The sequence below is a fragment of the Natronoarchaeum mannanilyticum genome, from assembly GCF_039522665.1.
Lineage (GTDB): Archaea > Halobacteriota > Halobacteria > Halobacteriales > Natronoarchaeaceae > Natronoarchaeum > Natronoarchaeum mannanilyticum.
Genome location: NZ_BAAADV010000007.1, coordinates 258,059 through 272,510, shown reverse-complemented (window position 1 = coordinate 272,510; position 14,452 = coordinate 258,059). Strand labels below are relative to the sequence as shown.

The window sequence follows — 14,452 nt, the reverse complement described above, 5'->3', positions numbered from 1 at the left end:
CGACCCACAGCGCGGCGACGACCGCGCTCAGCTCTCGGTGTTCTCCATCGCGTACTGGTGGAGCTCCTCCCCGCGCTCGCTCTCGACGGACAGTTCGGGAACCTCGACGGGCGTACCGTCCTCGACGGCGACGAACACGAAGTCCGACTCGGTCGTCAGTTCGGTGTCGCCGGTGCGGGGGTTCTCCCGGTAGGCTCGGAGCCACACGCGGACGCTCGTTCGCCCGGCGTCGTAGACGAACGCCTCGACGAGCACGGTGTCGCCGACGGGCACCGGTCGCTTGAAGTCGAGTTCGTCGACGTTCGCGGTGACGCAGGCGTGGCCGGCGAAGCGCATCGCCGACATCGCGCCGTCCTCGTCCATCCACTTCATCACGTTGCCCCCGTGGGCCGTCTCGTAGTTGTTGGCGTGGTTGGGCTGGACGCGGTGGCGGTTCTCGATGTACGTGTCGCAGAGCGCGGGCATGGGCACACTTCCGCCGGAACGCGGAAAAGTTCAGCGTCCGTGCCAACCGACGCACGCGAAGACTGCGCCGGGCGCACTCGCCGCCGAACCGAAACCCGCAAACCGATACTACTGGAGCCACGAGAGGGCCACATGGCACGCCAGAGTGCGCAGACTCGCACCACCAATCGGTTGCGCCCCGCGATCGGCGACCCGCGGCGGGCGCTGGCTTTCGCGGCGGGCGACCTGCTCGCGATCGGTGCGGTCGTCGGCTGGGGACTGTACAGCCACCACGGCGCCGCGGCGTTCGCGACGCCGATCGACTCGTTCATGACCGTCCTCCCGTTCCTGCTCGGCTGGCCGATCCCCGCGGTGCTCGCGGGCGTCTACGAGGACGGCGTGATCGGCGACCCGATCGCGGCTGCGCGGTACGTGACCGTCGCGGGGATCGCCGCAGCGAATCTCGGCCTGATCCTCCGGACCTCGCCGCTGTTCGAGGGATCTGCGGCCTGGCCGTTCGGGCTCGTCGTGACCGGTAGTACGCTCGTCGTGTTGCTGGGCTGGCGCGTAGTCGCGGCGACTCTCCTCGACTGATCGAACTACTACCGACCGCCCCGCGACGGGGGCGACCTATTCATCCGACCGCGCTCGCAACGCCAGCGTCGCGACGACCGCCGCCGTTCCGGCGAACGCGGCCAGCACGGCGAACAGCGCGCCCGCCGAGCCCCACGTCAGGATCGCGCCGGCGACGCCGCCGCCCAGCGCGCCGACGCCGAACACGCCGAGGTACGTGTACCCGTAGGAGAGCCCTCGTTGCCCCGCGGGAGTCGCGTCGGCGACCGCAGCCTGGTACTGCGGCTGGACGAAAAAGAGGAAAAAGCCCAGCAACGCCGCGACGAGCAGGAACGCGGCGATACCGGCTTCCGAGGCGGGCAGGAAGGCGACTGCCAGCGCGGCGAGCGCCGTCATCCCGCCCGCGATGCCGATTTCGGGGCGGGTCCGGTCCGTCAACTTGCCGCCGACGTACTGCCCGGCGACGCCGACGGTCAGGATCCCGACGTAGACGTACCGATCGGGCGCGAACGACGTCCCGGCGAGACCGACCGGCTCGAACACCGCGAACCCAGAGAGGATGTCCGGAAGGAACGTCAGGAACCCGCGGTAGAACAGCCCCGAGAGGATCACGATCGCGAAGATGGCGACGAACGGACCGACGAACAGCTCTCGCGTCCCGCGGCGGAACGCCGGGAGGCTGTCGACCGCGTCGGCCTTCGAGCCGCCGTCGGGCCTGGCTTCGGCGTCTGCATTCGGTTCGGCGTCCGCATCCGGTTCGTCGTCCACGGCCGCCGTCTCGTCGACGTCGATCCGCAGCGCCAGCGCGACGCCGATGGCGGCCGGCGCGGCCAGCAGCAGCGTCACGACGCGCCACGGCAGCACTTCGAGGAGTAGCAGCGTCGCCAGCGGCCCGAACGCGATGCCGACGTTGCCCGCCATCCCGTGGTACGCGAAGGCCGACCCGCGCTCCTCGACGCCGGTGCTGATCAGCGACAGGCCCGACGGGTGGTAGACGCTCGCGGCGGCGCCCCAGAGCACGAGCGCGAGTCCGATCACGACGAGCCCGAGCGTCGGCGCCGTCGGCGTCAGGCCGAGCAGTGCGAACGAGCCGCCCATCCCCGCCAGACAGCCCGCGATCAATCGGCGCGATCCGAGCCGATCGGCCAGCACGCCGCCCGGCACGGCGCCGAGGCCGAACAGCGCGTACCCCGCCGTGACGACGCCGCCGATCACGGCCTCGGTCGTCCCGAACTCGACGAGCCAGACGGTGACCAGCACCGGGATCGACAGCTCGTAGGTGTGGACCGCGGCGTGACCGAGCACCACCAGCCCGACGATCGCCCGATCGTTCGAGTTCACGGGTGTGCGTAACGGAGAGACGCTGTTCAAGCTATCGGTACTCGTCGCCTGTGAGCGGCGACGAGCACTACTGGAGCTGATACATCGGCGGTTCTGCGCGGACGAATATTCGTAACGTGCATCCGGGCTGCCGGAGATGCTGAAAATCCCGCCGATCGGAATTTATTCCGAAATGGCCAATACCGCCTCTATTAGCGATTGCGCAGGAAATTTTCCTCATTAGATGGGAAGAACACAACTGCTCCCATATCTCTATAACTTATGAAGATAGTATGGGTTCTATTTACAGATCAGCTACGTTGAGAACGCGTCGAGTATGGATCGCTGACGAATTGAATATCTCCCTCATATGGGAAACTCTTATATGCATATCCGGCATACTATAGAATAGATTATGACTGGCTACTACGACCTCGTCCTCGGCCTCATCCCGCTCACCCTCCTCGGCCTCTCCGGTTCGCTCTCACTCGCGGGCGTCACGACGACCGGCGCCGTCACCGTCGCCGCCGCGGTCGGCCTGCTGATCGTCGGCCACGCGCTGTTCGTCAACGCCCCGGTCGGTCAGGAGACCGCCCCGTCCGCGACGGACAACGGTTCGACGTCGCCGCAGGTCGGCCCGGTCAACGCCGACTGATCTACTCGTCTCTCCGATCGACTACTCTCCGCCTCCGACCGACCACGCTTTTTGCGTTCGCCGGTAATTTCCCGACATGGTCACCGCACGATTCCTGAGTAGCGACGCCGTCGACGGTCTGGCGACACCCGCCGAGTACGTCGACGCCGTCCGCGAGGGGTATCGCCAGCGCGGCGAGGGCGCATCTGCCGAACCGCGAACGAAGCTACTCCGCTCCGATCCGCCGGGGATGCTCACCGAGTACGCGGCCGTGCTCCCCGAAACCGGTGCGATGGGCGGGTACGTCTACGCCGCCGGGTTCGGCGCGGCCGACGCCTGGTTCATGACCCAGCTGTTCGACGCCGACACCGGGGAGCCCCGCGCCGTGCTCGACGGCGCGAGCATGAACCCGTTCAAAACCGGCGCGACGGGCGCCGTCGGCGTCGACGCGCTGGCCCGCGAGGACGCCGCCTCGATGGCGGTGATCGGCAGCGGCCCGCAGGCCAGGGGGCAGGTCCGGGCGACCGCGACGGTCCGCGAGTTCGAGACCGTCGACGTGTTCTCGCCGACTCGCGAGCACCGCGAGCGGTTCGCCGCCGAGCTGGACGACCGGCTCGACGCCGCCGTCCGATCGGTCGAGTCGAGCGACGCCGCGGTCGAGGGCGCCGACGTCGTGATCACCGCCACGAACGCAAACCGGCCGGTGTTCGACGGCGAGCTGCTCGAACCGGGCGCCCACGTCACCGCGATGGGCCAGTACAACCCTGAGAAGTTCGAGCTCGACGCAACGACGATCGAGCGCTCGACGTACGTCGTCGACCTCCGCGAGCGCGTCGACACGGACGCCGGCTCGTTCATCCACGCCGTCGAGGAGGGTGCGGTCACCGAGGAGCACGTCCACGCGGAACTGGGGGAGGTCGTCGCCGGGAAGCGGCCGGGTCGCCGTTCGGACGACGAGATCACGGTGTTCGACAGCGGCGGCACCGGCATCGAGACGGTCGCCGGCGCGCAACTGCTCTACGAGAAAGCGGAGGAGCGAGACCTCGGCACGGAGATCGAGTTCGCACCGGCGAGTGAAGCTCTCACCGGAAAGTAACGAGTCCGGGAGTCCGCGATCAGAACGACGCGAGCCCGATCGCCTGGGCGAGCGTGACGCCGCTGGCGAGCGCGCCGACGAGGTAGCCCAGGATCGCGCCGCCGTTGAGCAGCGGCAGGCCGGCGTGGGCGCGACCCTTCAGCACCATCCGAAGCAGGATCAGCAGCCCGGCGAGCGTCCCGAGCATCGCCGTGAGCGCGGGGAGGTTCATCGTGACCACCGGAATCGAAAGCTGCGGCGCGGCGTCGACGGGGACGAACGCCGCTGCGCTCGCGACGAGGATCGTCGGCATGACGGCGTCGCCGAGGCCGATGTACAGCGCGTCGCGGACGCCGTCATCCTCGGACGGGGCGCCGGCGGACGCTTCCTCGGCCGCCGGGCCGCCGTCAGCGGCTTCGGCCGCCGCCTCGTCCGTCGCGTCGTCGGTCATCTCCTCGCCGGCGCCGAGGTCGCGGAACGAGTAGGTCAGGCTCGTCGGGATGACGAACAGGACGGGGACGTTCAGGTCCATCACGCCCTCCGCGAGCGTGAGCATGTGCTCGGTGCCGTACACGCTGATCGCGTCGTAGACGGCGAGGACGAGCAGGAACAGGATCGCCGGCAGCAGCCCGAAACTGATGCCGAACATCCCCGCCGCCCCCGCGCCCATCAGCACGCCCGCGGCGTCGATGACGTACCACTCCGGATGGACCAGCAGTCCCCCGGAAACCGCGACGGCCGTGAGGATCGGCAGCAGCGCGACGGCCGTCCCGCCGATCGAGACGACGCCGACCGGCGCGATCGCCGCGACGACGTACCACGCCAGCATTCCGCTGGTGCCGATGATCATCGCGCGGATCAGCCACTCGACGTCGTACTTGATGACCAGCAGCATTCCGCCCGTCGCGACGAGGATCACCGCGAAGAACACGAGCCCGTTGGTCGGATCCGACGGGTCCTCGACGGCCTGGTAGTCGTTCTGCACGAACGGCTCGACGAGGGCCAGCGAGCCCAGTTGCACGAGGACGAACAGCAGAACCGTGCCGGCGACGGCGGCGTAGAGCCGCGCCCGATCGTTCATGCACGGCGATTGCGACCCCGGGGTTATCGGCGTTGCGCTGTCGCCCGGGCCCGGTCCTTTTTCAGGGCGGCGAGAGACCACTCACGTATGGCAGATCGCACGCGCGCACACGTGTTCGTCTCCGGTCGCGTCCAGGGCGTGTTCTACCGCGCCAACACCCGGGAGAACGCCCGCGAGCGAGGTGTCGACGGCTGGGTGAAGAATCTGGAGGACGGCCGCGTCGAGGCGGTCTTCGAGGGGCCGACCGAGGCCGTCGAGGCGATGGTCGAGTGGTGCCACACCGGCAGCCCCGCCGCCGACGTCGAGGACGTCGAGGTCGAGTACGGCGACCCGCAGGGCGAAGACGAGTTCTCCATCAGGCGGTAAACCCCGGCACCGCGCAATCGAAAGGAACGCGCTCCGGCACCATTTTGCCGACAGCCGGCGAACCGGCGCACATGATCACGAGCGATCGCATGGCCGCCGTCGACGTCAACGCCGAGGCACTCGGCGTCCCGCGCAAGCAGCTCATGGAGTCGAGTGGCAACGCCGTCGCCAGCGCCGTCAGCGAACGCGCCGAGCCGGGATCCACAGTCGCGATCGTCGCCGGCCGCGGCAACAACGGCGGCGACGCGTTCGTCGCGGCACGCTTTCTCGACGAGTACGACGTCTCCGTTCACCTGCTTGGCAGGGCGGAAACGATCGGGACCGAGATCGCGCGCGAGAACTGGGATGCCCTCGAAGCGGGCGACTACGAGACGGTGGAGGTCAAAGACTCCCGGGCGCTGGACCTGCCCGACGCCGACGTGATCGTCGACGCGATGCTGGGCACCGGCGTCGCCGGCGCGCTCCGCGAGCCCGCCGCCACGGCCGCCCGGGCGATCGACGACGCCGACGCGACGGTGATCGCGGTCGACGTCCCCTCCGGCGTCGACGCCGACACCGGGGAGGCGCCGGGTGCGGCTGTCGAGGCCGACCACGTCGTAACGTTCCACGATCAGAAACCCGGATTGACCGATCTCGACATCGACGTGACAGTGGCCGACATCGGCATCCCCGAGGCCGCGGAGCTGTTCGTCGAGCGCGGCGACCTGCTCGCGCTCGAACGCGATCCCCGGAGCCACAAGGGCGACCACGGCGAGGTGCTGGTGATCGGCGGCGGGCCGTACTCCGGCGCGCCCGCGCTGTCGGCCCAGGCGGCGTTCCGCGCCGGCGCGGACCTCGTTCGCGTCGCGGTTCCGGAGACCATCGCGCCGGACGTGCGCGGGTTCTCCGAGAACTTCATCGTCGAGCCGCTGACCGGCGACGCGCTCGCGCCGGGACACGTCGACGAGCTGCTCGAGCTCGCCGCCGATCAGGACGCCGTGCTGATCGGCCCGGGCCTCGGCGACGACGAGGGAACGCTCGACGCGGTGGGGGAGTTCCTCGCTTCCTACGACGGGCGGGTCGTCGTCGACGCCGACGCCTTGCAGGTCGTGCCCGAGGTCGAGACCGACGCAGAACTCGTCTGCACGCCCCACCAGGGCGAGCTCCGGAAGATGGGCGGCCCGGCTGCCGACGACTGGGAGGAGCGTGCGGACGCCGTTTCGGCGTTCGCCGGCGAGATCGGTGCGACGCTGCTGGTCAAGGGCGCTCACGACGTGATATCGGACGGCGAGACGACGCGGGTCAACCGGACCGGCAATCCCGGCATGACAGTCGGGGGGACCGGCGACGTGTTGGCGGGCGTCACGAGCGCGCTGGTCACCGCGATCGAGGATCCGGTGCAGGCCGCCGGCGTAGGGGCGTACGCCAACGGTCGGGCGGGCGATCTCGCCGTCGACGACCACGGCTACGGGCTGGTGGCGACCGATCTGCCGCCGCTGGTGGCCGACGCGCTGTGGAACGACGCCGAGTGAGCAATCGATGTCCACGGCGGTCGCCGTACCGAGGATAGCGAACAGGCGACGCGGTCGGGAATCCCGCGGCGGTGCGTCGCGCACTCGCTGCTCGCCGCGGGACGATCCGTCAGGACATACGCCGGGTGGTCGCCCGATCGCGGATAAACCTGTAGAAGGGAGCGTCCGCACAGCGGCGGCGTCACGCCGCTACGGTGGTGTGGGTGTCACGTCGCTACGACGGAGCGAGCGTCACGCCGACTCGACGGGCCGGGAGAGGTCGCCGGCGCGAGCGCGGGACTGTTCGACGATCGCCGGGCGCGCCTCGAAGTCGACGACGACGTCCTCGTCGCCGTACGTGACGTCGTTGACTCGGGCGTTGTCGTGGATCCACGACACGACGCTCATCGTGTCCTCGGTCATCGGCAGGACGAGTCGCTCGCGCTCCCAGTCGGGCAGTTCGTCGTCGATCCGAGCGAGGAGGTCCTCGACGTTTCGGCCTTCCTTGCCGCTGACCGCGATCGGGTTCGGCGCGAGCGCCGAGAGCGCTTCCCGCTTCTCGGCGAGTTCCTCGTCGTCGACCGTGTCGATCTTGTTGAGCACGGTGACGATCGGCGCTTCGTTGCGCTCGTAGAGCGTGTCGTGGCTGGTGACGAGCTTCTCGCGGATCTCCTCGACGGGGTCGCTGACGTCGACCACGAGCAAGACGAGATCGGCCCGGTACACCTCGTCGAGCGTCGACTTGAACGACTCGACGAGCCAGTGGGGCAGGTCGCTGATGAATCCGACCGTGTCGGTGAGCAGGACGTCCCGCCGATCGAAGTCGAGCTTGCGAGTCGTCGTCCCGAGCGTCGTAAAGAGGCGATCCTCGCTCTCGGCCGTGGTGTCGAGATCGGGATGCAGGTCCTCGTTCTCGTCGACGTCGACGTCGGCGGCGAGCCGGCGCATCAGCGTGGACTTGCCGGCGTTGGTGTACCCGGCGAGGGCGACGAGATCGAAGCCGGACTCGCGCCGTTGCTCGCGGCGCTGCTCCTCCGTGTCGGCGATCCGGTCGAGCTCGTCTTTGATCCGGCTGATCTGCTTTTTGATGTCCTCTTCGCGGCTCTCGTCGTACTCGCCGAGGCCCATGAAACCGGGCCGCTCCTCGCGCTTGGCCAGGCTCGCCTTGGCTTCGGCGCGGGGCAGCTCGTACCGCAGCTCGGCCAGTTCGACTTGCAGCTGGGCTTTCCGGGTCTGGGCGCGCTGGCCGAAGATGTCCAGGATCAGCGTGAACCGGTCGATCACCTCGACGCCCTCGGGAAGCTTCTTGCCGAGGTTGAACGTCTGGTAGGGATCGAGTCGGTTGTCGAAGATCACCGCGTCCGCGTCGGCCTCGACGACGAGGTCGGCCATCTCCTCGGCCTTCCCCTCGCCGATCTCGAGCGCGGGATCCTCGCGGCGCTTCTGGGTCACTTCGCCCGCGACGGTGTAGCCCGCCGCGCGCGCCAGTTCGCTGATCTCGGACGTATCGGCGGTTCCATCGTCGACACGCTTGGCGATTATCGCGATCATGTGGGTGCGTTCGAGCGGTCGCTTCGTGCGCTCACGTAGGCGCTCGTCGTATTTAAACGTCGGCGGGTGACAGCACGTCGGCAGGAGACGGCACTTCGGTTCGAGACGCCGGGACGAAGCCGAACGCCGGACGGCCGACTCGATTCACCAGAAATGACGTTATCTATACGTGTCGACTTAACGTCACTCACGATGCGCGATTCCAGTGGGAGAGCGGAGTAAGGCGACCCTTCGAGGACACGAAGAGCCGCAAAGATCATATAAGGTAGAGTTACCTTGTTCAGGTATGGAGCTCGACCCCCAGCAACTGGGTCTGGAACTCGGCAGCGGCGCCGCGATCGGCGCGCTGATCGGCTTCGCCGCGAAGAAGCTCGCGAAGCTGCTCGCGGTGATCGTCGGCGTCCAGCTCGCGGTGTTCCGGTTCCTCGAATCGAAGGGAATTCTCACCGTCGACTGGAACCGGCTGACGAACGGACTTGTCAGCACGCAGGAGAAGGTACAGGATCCGGGATGGATCGAGCCGATCATCTCCTCGCTGTCGATCGGCGCCGGGTTCACCGGCGGCTTCCTGATCGGCTTCAAGCGAGGATAATCGGTCTCGGGCGTCGTTCCGAGCGGACTACTGCGTCTTGATGTCGTCCTCGTCCCGGACGATCTGCGTTTCCGCTTCGCCGCCGGTAACCTCGTTCGCGCGGTCGAAAAACTCGTTTTGCAGCCCGGCGGGGAACTGCAGCACGCCGATCCACGAGCCGTCGCCCTGCCACTCCTCGCGCTGGAGGTCGCCGAACTCCCGGAGCTGGGCCTGCGCGCTGCCGGCCTGTTCGGGCGGCACCTGCACGGCGACGGTGACCTCGTCGAACCGGATCGGGATGATCGGCCGGAGCGCGTCGAGCGCGTCGTCGACCTGCTCCTCTACGGGTTCCATCGGATCGACGTCGAAGCCGGCGTCCTCCAGGGCGCTCTCGATCCGGTCGGGCGGATGGGGCGCGTCGTCCATCTGGGGGTTGACGGCGTTGCGCGTGATCTGGTTGACCAGCTGTTTGTGCTTCTGTTCTTGCATCTCGCGGCGCTGCTCGGCCGTGATCTGAATCTCGCCGCGCTGGATCACCTCGGGGATGATCTCGAGAGAGTCTGTCGTCCCGAACACCTCTTCGAGGTCGGACTCGGCGGGGCGGTCCCCGCGGCTCGCGTTCTCGAAGACGTCCTCGGCGGCGATCACGTCCTCGAGCTCTCCTTCGAAGTCGCCGCGCTTGATCTCGAGGGCGGCGTCCGGATCGACGAGCACTTCGAATCGCTCCCCGTGGGATTCGAGGCGCGCCGTCACGGCATCGTCAAGCGATATCATATCTGTGGGTAAAGCGGCGGGGGTAAAAATGTGTTTCCCGACGACCCCGCCGAGTTGTCCGATTTCGCCGTCGCGGCGGCGTCGAGTCGCTCACAAAAACCTTTTCTCCCATCGCCAAGTGGGTACGGGCGATGTCGGACCTACGCGAACTGTTTGGCGACCTGTTCGACGACGTTGACGGAATCCTGCTGTTCTCGCCGAGCAGTTCCTACTACGAGCGGTTCGACGATCTCGACGACGACGACCCGGACGTGATCCTCGTCGGGCCGGAGAACGTCCACGACGCCGACGCGTACGTCGAGTTACCCGTCCAGTTCGAGGACGCGTCGGACCGGATCGAGTTCGCGATCGAGGGCGCCGTCGACGAGGGGATCGTCGACGAGGGCGACGATCTCCTGTGCGCGCTCGGGCTGTTCGCGGACGACGTCGACTCGCTGACTCGCGTCCGGGCGAACCCCGCCGAAGGCTCGGGGATTTACGAACTGTTCGTCAACTCCCGCGCCGAGCCGGACGTCATCCGGGCCGTCTTCGACGTCGCGATCGAGCTCGGCCAGAAGGGCCAGAAGGGCAAGCCCGTCGGCGCGCTGTTCGTCGTCGGCGACGCCGGGAAGGTGATGAACAAGTCCCGCCCGCTCAGCTACAACCCCTTCGAGAAGTCCCACGTCCACGTCGGCGACCCGATCGTGAAGGTGATGCTCAAGGAGTTCTCGCGGCTCGACGGCGCCTTCGTCATCAGCGACGCCGGCAAGATCGTCAGCGCGTACCGCTACCTCGAACCCGCCGCGGAGGGCGTCGACATCCCGAAGGGGCTGGGCGCCCGGCACATGGCGGCCGGGGCGATCACCCGCGACACGAACGCGACGGCGATCGTCCTCAGCGAGAGCGACGGACTCGTGCGAGCGTTCAAGGGCGGCGAACTGGTGCTCGAACTCGATCCGGAGAACTACTGAGATGCTCCTGCTGCAGGCGTTCCCCGACGGGTTCACGCTGTTCCAGGAGCCGGTCGTCGTCGCGCTGATCCTGCTGGTCGTCGGGCTGGGACTGGGGCTGCTGGTCGGCCGCGTGAACAAGCAGATTCTGGTCGCGGCGGGCGTGCCCGACGCCGTCGAGGGGACGCCGTTCGAGCGCACGGCCAGAAGCCTCGGCACGTCGACGGTGTCGCTGCTGGCCCGACTCACATCGTGGTTCGTCTACGGCGTCTCGATCCTGGCGGCGATTCGCGTCGCGAACTTCTTCGAGGCGCCGTCGTTCTGGATCGGCGTCGCCGCGTTCGTCCCGAAACTGTTCGTCGCCGTCGTCGTGATGATCCTCGGCTTCATCGTCGCGGACAAGGCCGAACTGATCGCCAGCGAGCGACTGCGCGACGTCAAACTGCCCGAGATCACGCTCCTTCCGCTCGCGGTGAAGTACACCGTGCTGTACGTCGCCCTGCTGATCGCTCTGAGCCAGGTCGACGTCAACACGACGGCGCTTTTGATCCTGCTGACCGTGTACGTGTTCGGCGTCGTGTTCCTCGGCGGGTTGGCGTTCAAGGACTTCCTCTCGTCGGCGGCCGCCGGGATGTACCTCCTCCTGAACCAGCCCTACGGCATCGGCGACGAGGTGCGGATCGGCGACCGCGAGGGGATCGTCCAGGAGGTCGATCTGCTGGTGACCCGCATCGAGAACGAGGAAGAGGAGTTCATCGTTCCCAATCGCAAGGTGTTCGAGCACGGCATCGCGCGGACGCGGTAGGGCGGATCGGCGTCGCGACGCCCCCGGAGCGGAGGGTATTTTTGCGCCCGTCCGCTGGGGTCGGACATGGACGCGGCGCTCGGACCCCCCGAGAAGATGGCAGATCGGCGCGAGGACCTGACGCCGATGATGTCCCAGTACTACGAGCTCTGCGAGCGCTACGACGACTCGCTGGTGCTCTTTCAGGTCGGCGACTTCTACGAGGCCTTCTGCGATGCGGCGGAAGCCATCGCGCGCCTGCTGGAGATCACGCTCACCAAGCGCGAGGACTCGACGGGCACCTACCCGATGGCCGGCATCCCGATCGACAACGCCGAGTCGTACGTCGAGACGCTGCTGGACGCCGGCTACCGGGTCGCGATCGCCGACCAGGTGCAGGACCCCGACGAGGTCAGCGGCGTCGTCGACCGCGCGGTGACCCGGATCGTCACGCCCGGAACGCTCACCGAGGACGAACTGCTCGACACCGAGGACAACAACTTCGTCGCGGCGCTGGCCTCCGAAGGCGAGGAACACGGCCTCGCGCTGCTCGACGTCTCGACGGGCGACTTCTACGCCACCGCGGTCGACGCCGACGCCGCGCTGCGCGACGAGATCAGCCGGTTCGATCCCGAGGAGGCGATCCTCGGGCCGGACGCCTCGGGCGACCCGTTCCCCGCGAACTGCATGGTGACGCCACACGACGAGCGCACGTTCGAGTTCGACGCCGCCGCCGAGCGCGTCGCGGCGTACTTCGGGGACCCGGACTCGCTGCTCGCGAGCGACGTCGAGGTGCGGGCCTGCGGCGCCCTGCTGGCGTACGCCGAGTACACGCGCGGCGGGCGCTACACCGAGCTGCATCCCGACGCAGCCGCCGAAAGCGATGCCGACGCCGAAGACGAGGGCGACGACGCGGACGCCGGGGCGTCGAGCGGCGACGGCGCCGCAGACGACTCCGCGGTCGGCTCGCTCGACTACATCAACACGCTCACCCGCTACGACCCGCGGGAGTACATGGTGCTCGACCGGGTCGCGATCCGGAGCCTCGAACTGTTCGAGCGCCGCTCGGTCCACGATCAGGCCGGAGACGCGCTGATCGACGTGCTCGACGAGACGTCCTGCGCGATGGGCAGCCGCGAACTCAAAGACTGGCTCCGCCGACCGCTGATCGACCGCGAGGAGATCGAAGCGCGTCACGACGCCGTCGAAGAGCTGGTCGGGAGCCTCCAGCGCCGCGAGACCGCGAGCGATCTCCTGCGGGACGTGTACGACGTCGAGCGCCTGATCGCCCGGGTCGCTCGCGGACGAGCGAACGCCCGCGACCTCCGCTCGCTGAAGGATACGCTCGACGTCGTGCCCGAACTCCGAGCGGAGCTCTCCGGCGTCGAGTGCGACCGGCTGGTCGACCTCCGCGAGCGTCTCGACGAGATGGCCGACGTCCGCGAGCTGATCGGGAGCGCGATCCAGGCCGACCCGCCGATCGAGGTCACCGAGGGCGGCGTGATCCGCGAGGGGTACAGCGACGAACTCGACGATCTCAGGGAGACCGAGCGCTCGGGCAAGCAGTGGATCGACGAGCTGGAAGCCGAAGAACGGGAGCGCACCGGCGTCGACTCGCTGAAGGTCGGCCACAACTCGGTCCACGGCTACTACATCGAGGTCACGAACCCGAATCTCGACGCCGTCCCCGAGGACTACCAGCGCCGCCAGACGCTGAAGAACTCCGAGCGGTTCTACACGCCCGAACTCAAGGAGCGCGAGGACGAGATCATCAGCGCCGAGCAGCGGGCCGACGACCTGGAGTACGAGCTGTTCCGCGAGGTCCGCTCCTCCGTCGCCGACGAGGCCGAGCGCGTGCAGGCGCTCGCGGGCACGCTGGCCGAACTGGACGCGCTCGTCTCGCTCGCCACGGTCGCCGCCCAGCACGACTACTCGCGCCCGCAACTCGGCGGCGACGGCATCGACGTCGAGACGGGCCGCCACCCCGTCGTCGAGCGCACCGAGGAGCGGTTCGTCCCGAACGACGCCGACCTCGGGCCCGCGGAGGACTTCGCGGTCATTACCGGCCCCAACATGTCCGGCAAATCGACATATATGCGGCAGGTCGCGCTGATCGTCGTGCTCGCCCAACTGGGCAGCTTCGTCCCCGCCGAGCGAGCGGAGCTGCGACTCGTCGACCGGGTGTTCACCCGCGTCGGCGCCAGCGACGACATCGCGAGCGGGAAGTCGACGTTCATGGTCGAGATGACCGAACTCGCCGAGATCCTCGACGCCGCCACCGAGCGCTCGCTCGTGCTGCTCGACGAGGTCGGTCGCGGCACGAGCACCGCCGACGGGCTCGCCATCGCCCAGGCCGTCACCGAGTACGTCCACGACGAGGTCGGCGCGACGACGCTGTTCGCGACCCACCACCACGATCTGACCGAGATCGCCGACGACCTCGACCGGGTCGCGAACCTCCACTTCGCCGCCCGCCGCGACGGCGACGACGTGACCTTCGACCACGAGCTCAGCCGCGGCCCGGCGACGGCGTCCTACGGCGTCGAGGTCGCGAAGATGGCGGGCGTGCCCGACGCCGTCGTCGAGCGGGCGCGGACGCTGCTCGACGAGGATGCCGACGCGTCCGCGGCGCCGTCGGACGCCGACGCGGCGAACGCGTCGTCCCCCGACGAACCGCCGTTCGCGGAGGGAACGGGCGACGCCGCGATCCGGCAGGCCGTCGGCGACGGCGGCGACCGCGTCCCGAACTCCGTCGCGGCGAAGCTCCGCGACGCGAACCTCGCCGACACGACGCCGCTGGAGGCCCTGCAGCTGCTCGACGAGCTCCAGCGCGAGTTAGAGAACTGACTTCTGCCGACCG

The 14,452-nt window shown here is 68.4% G+C and carries 14 protein-coding genes; 9 read left to right on the top strand and 5 right to left on the bottom strand.

The window, feature by feature from the left end:
• Positions 1 to 27 precede the first annotated feature (27 nt).
• The gene (locus tag ABDZ81_RS14490; RefSeq protein WP_343774722.1) at positions 28 to 465 is read right to left on the bottom strand and encodes an acyl-CoA thioesterase; all 438 of its coding nucleotides are present in this window, start codon (positions 463 to 465) and stop codon (positions 28 to 30) included.
• Between the two features lie 132 nt (positions 466 to 597).
• On the opposite strand from ABDZ81_RS14490, the gene ABDZ81_RS14485 reads away from it, so the two are divergent.
• Positions 598 to 1,038 (top strand): DUF3054 domain-containing protein, encoded by a 441-nt coding sequence (locus tag ABDZ81_RS14485; RefSeq protein WP_343774721.1) that lies wholly within the window; start codon positions 598 to 600, stop codon positions 1,036 to 1,038.
• A 36-nt stretch (positions 1,039 to 1,074) separates the two neighbouring features.
• Here the strand turns inward: ABDZ81_RS14485 and ABDZ81_RS14480 are convergent, their stop codons facing one another.
• Entirely contained in the window at positions 1,075 to 2,358 is a 1,284-nt protein-coding gene (locus ABDZ81_RS14480; RefSeq protein WP_343774720.1) for an MFS transporter, read from the bottom strand.
• Between the two features lie 394 nt (positions 2,359 to 2,752).
• Between ABDZ81_RS14480 and ABDZ81_RS14475 the strand changes: the two genes are divergently transcribed.
• Both ABDZ81_RS14475 and ABDZ81_RS14470 read left to right on the top strand, forming a co-directional pair.
• Positions 2,753 to 2,992 carry a DUF8015 family protein gene (locus ABDZ81_RS14475; RefSeq protein WP_343774719.1) on the top strand — a complete coding sequence of 80 codons (240 nt, stop codon included), beginning with the start codon at positions 2,753 to 2,755 and terminating at the stop codon, positions 2,990 to 2,992.
• A gap of 76 nt (positions 2,993 to 3,068) precedes the next feature.
• On the top strand, positions 3,069 to 4,067 hold the full coding sequence (locus ABDZ81_RS14470; protein WP_343774718.1) for an ornithine cyclodeaminase family protein: 999 nt from the start codon (positions 3,069 to 3,071) through the stop codon (positions 4,065 to 4,067).
• A gap of 19 nt (positions 4,068 to 4,086) precedes the next feature.
• Here ABDZ81_RS14470 and ABDZ81_RS14465 read toward each other — a convergent pair whose 3' ends face one another.
• On the bottom strand, positions 4,087 to 5,127 hold the full coding sequence (locus ABDZ81_RS14465; protein ID WP_343774717.1) for a presenilin family intramembrane aspartyl protease PSH: 1,041 nt from the start codon (positions 5,125 to 5,127) through the stop codon (positions 4,087 to 4,089).
• Between the two features lie 87 nt (positions 5,128 to 5,214).
• Here ABDZ81_RS14465 and ABDZ81_RS14460 point away from each other — a divergent pair, with 87 nt between their 5' ends.
• Positions 5,215 to 5,493, top strand: a complete 279-nt coding sequence (locus ABDZ81_RS14460) for an acylphosphatase (RefSeq protein WP_343774716.1) — start codon at positions 5,215 to 5,217, stop codon at positions 5,491 to 5,493.
• A gap of 71 nt (positions 5,494 to 5,564) precedes the next feature.
• Positions 5,565 to 7,004 (top strand): NAD(P)H-hydrate dehydratase, encoded by a 1,440-nt coding sequence (locus ABDZ81_RS14455; RefSeq protein ID WP_343774715.1) that lies wholly within the window; start codon positions 5,565 to 5,567, stop codon positions 7,002 to 7,004.
• A gap of 231 nt (positions 7,005 to 7,235) precedes the next feature.
• On the opposite strand, the gene hflX is transcribed toward ABDZ81_RS14455, so the two are convergent.
• Positions 7,236 to 8,534, bottom strand: coding sequence for a GTPase HflX (hflX, locus tag ABDZ81_RS14450; RefSeq protein WP_343774714.1), 1,299 nt, complete (start codon positions 8,532 to 8,534; stop codon positions 7,236 to 7,238).
• A 286-nt stretch (positions 8,535 to 8,820) separates the two neighbouring features.
• Between hflX and ABDZ81_RS14445 the strand changes: the two genes are divergently transcribed.
• Positions 8,821 to 9,126: an FUN14 domain-containing protein gene (locus tag ABDZ81_RS14445; RefSeq protein ID WP_343774713.1), complete on the top strand. Its 306-nt coding sequence runs from the start codon at positions 8,821 to 8,823 to the stop codon at positions 9,124 to 9,126.
• A 27-nt stretch (positions 9,127 to 9,153) separates the two neighbouring features.
• Here ABDZ81_RS14445 and ABDZ81_RS14440 read toward each other — a convergent pair whose 3' ends face one another.
• Positions 9,154 to 9,879, bottom strand: a complete 726-nt coding sequence (locus ABDZ81_RS14440; RefSeq protein WP_343774712.1) for a ribosome assembly factor SBDS — start codon at positions 9,877 to 9,879, stop codon at positions 9,154 to 9,156.
• A gap of 131 nt (positions 9,880 to 10,010) precedes the next feature.
• Between ABDZ81_RS14440 and dacZ the strand changes: the two genes are divergently transcribed.
• The 3 genes from dacZ to mutS all read left to right on the top strand — a co-directional run bounded on the left by dacZ (position 10,011) and on the right by mutS (position 14,439).
• Positions 10,011 to 10,829, top strand: coding sequence for a diadenylate cyclase DacZ (gene dacZ / locus ABDZ81_RS14435; protein ID WP_343774710.1), 819 nt, complete (start codon positions 10,011 to 10,013; stop codon positions 10,827 to 10,829).
• A gap of 1 nt (position 10,830) precedes the next feature.
• A complete protein-coding gene (locus ABDZ81_RS14430) occupies positions 10,831 to 11,613 on the top strand; it encodes a mechanosensitive ion channel family protein (RefSeq protein ID WP_343774709.1) in 783 nt (260 codons plus the stop codon).
• A gap of 66 nt (positions 11,614 to 11,679) precedes the next feature.
• Entirely contained in the window at positions 11,680 to 14,439 is a 2,760-nt protein-coding gene (gene mutS / locus ABDZ81_RS14425; protein WP_343774708.1) for a DNA mismatch repair protein MutS, read from the top strand.
• Positions 14,440 to 14,452 lie beyond the last annotated feature (13 nt).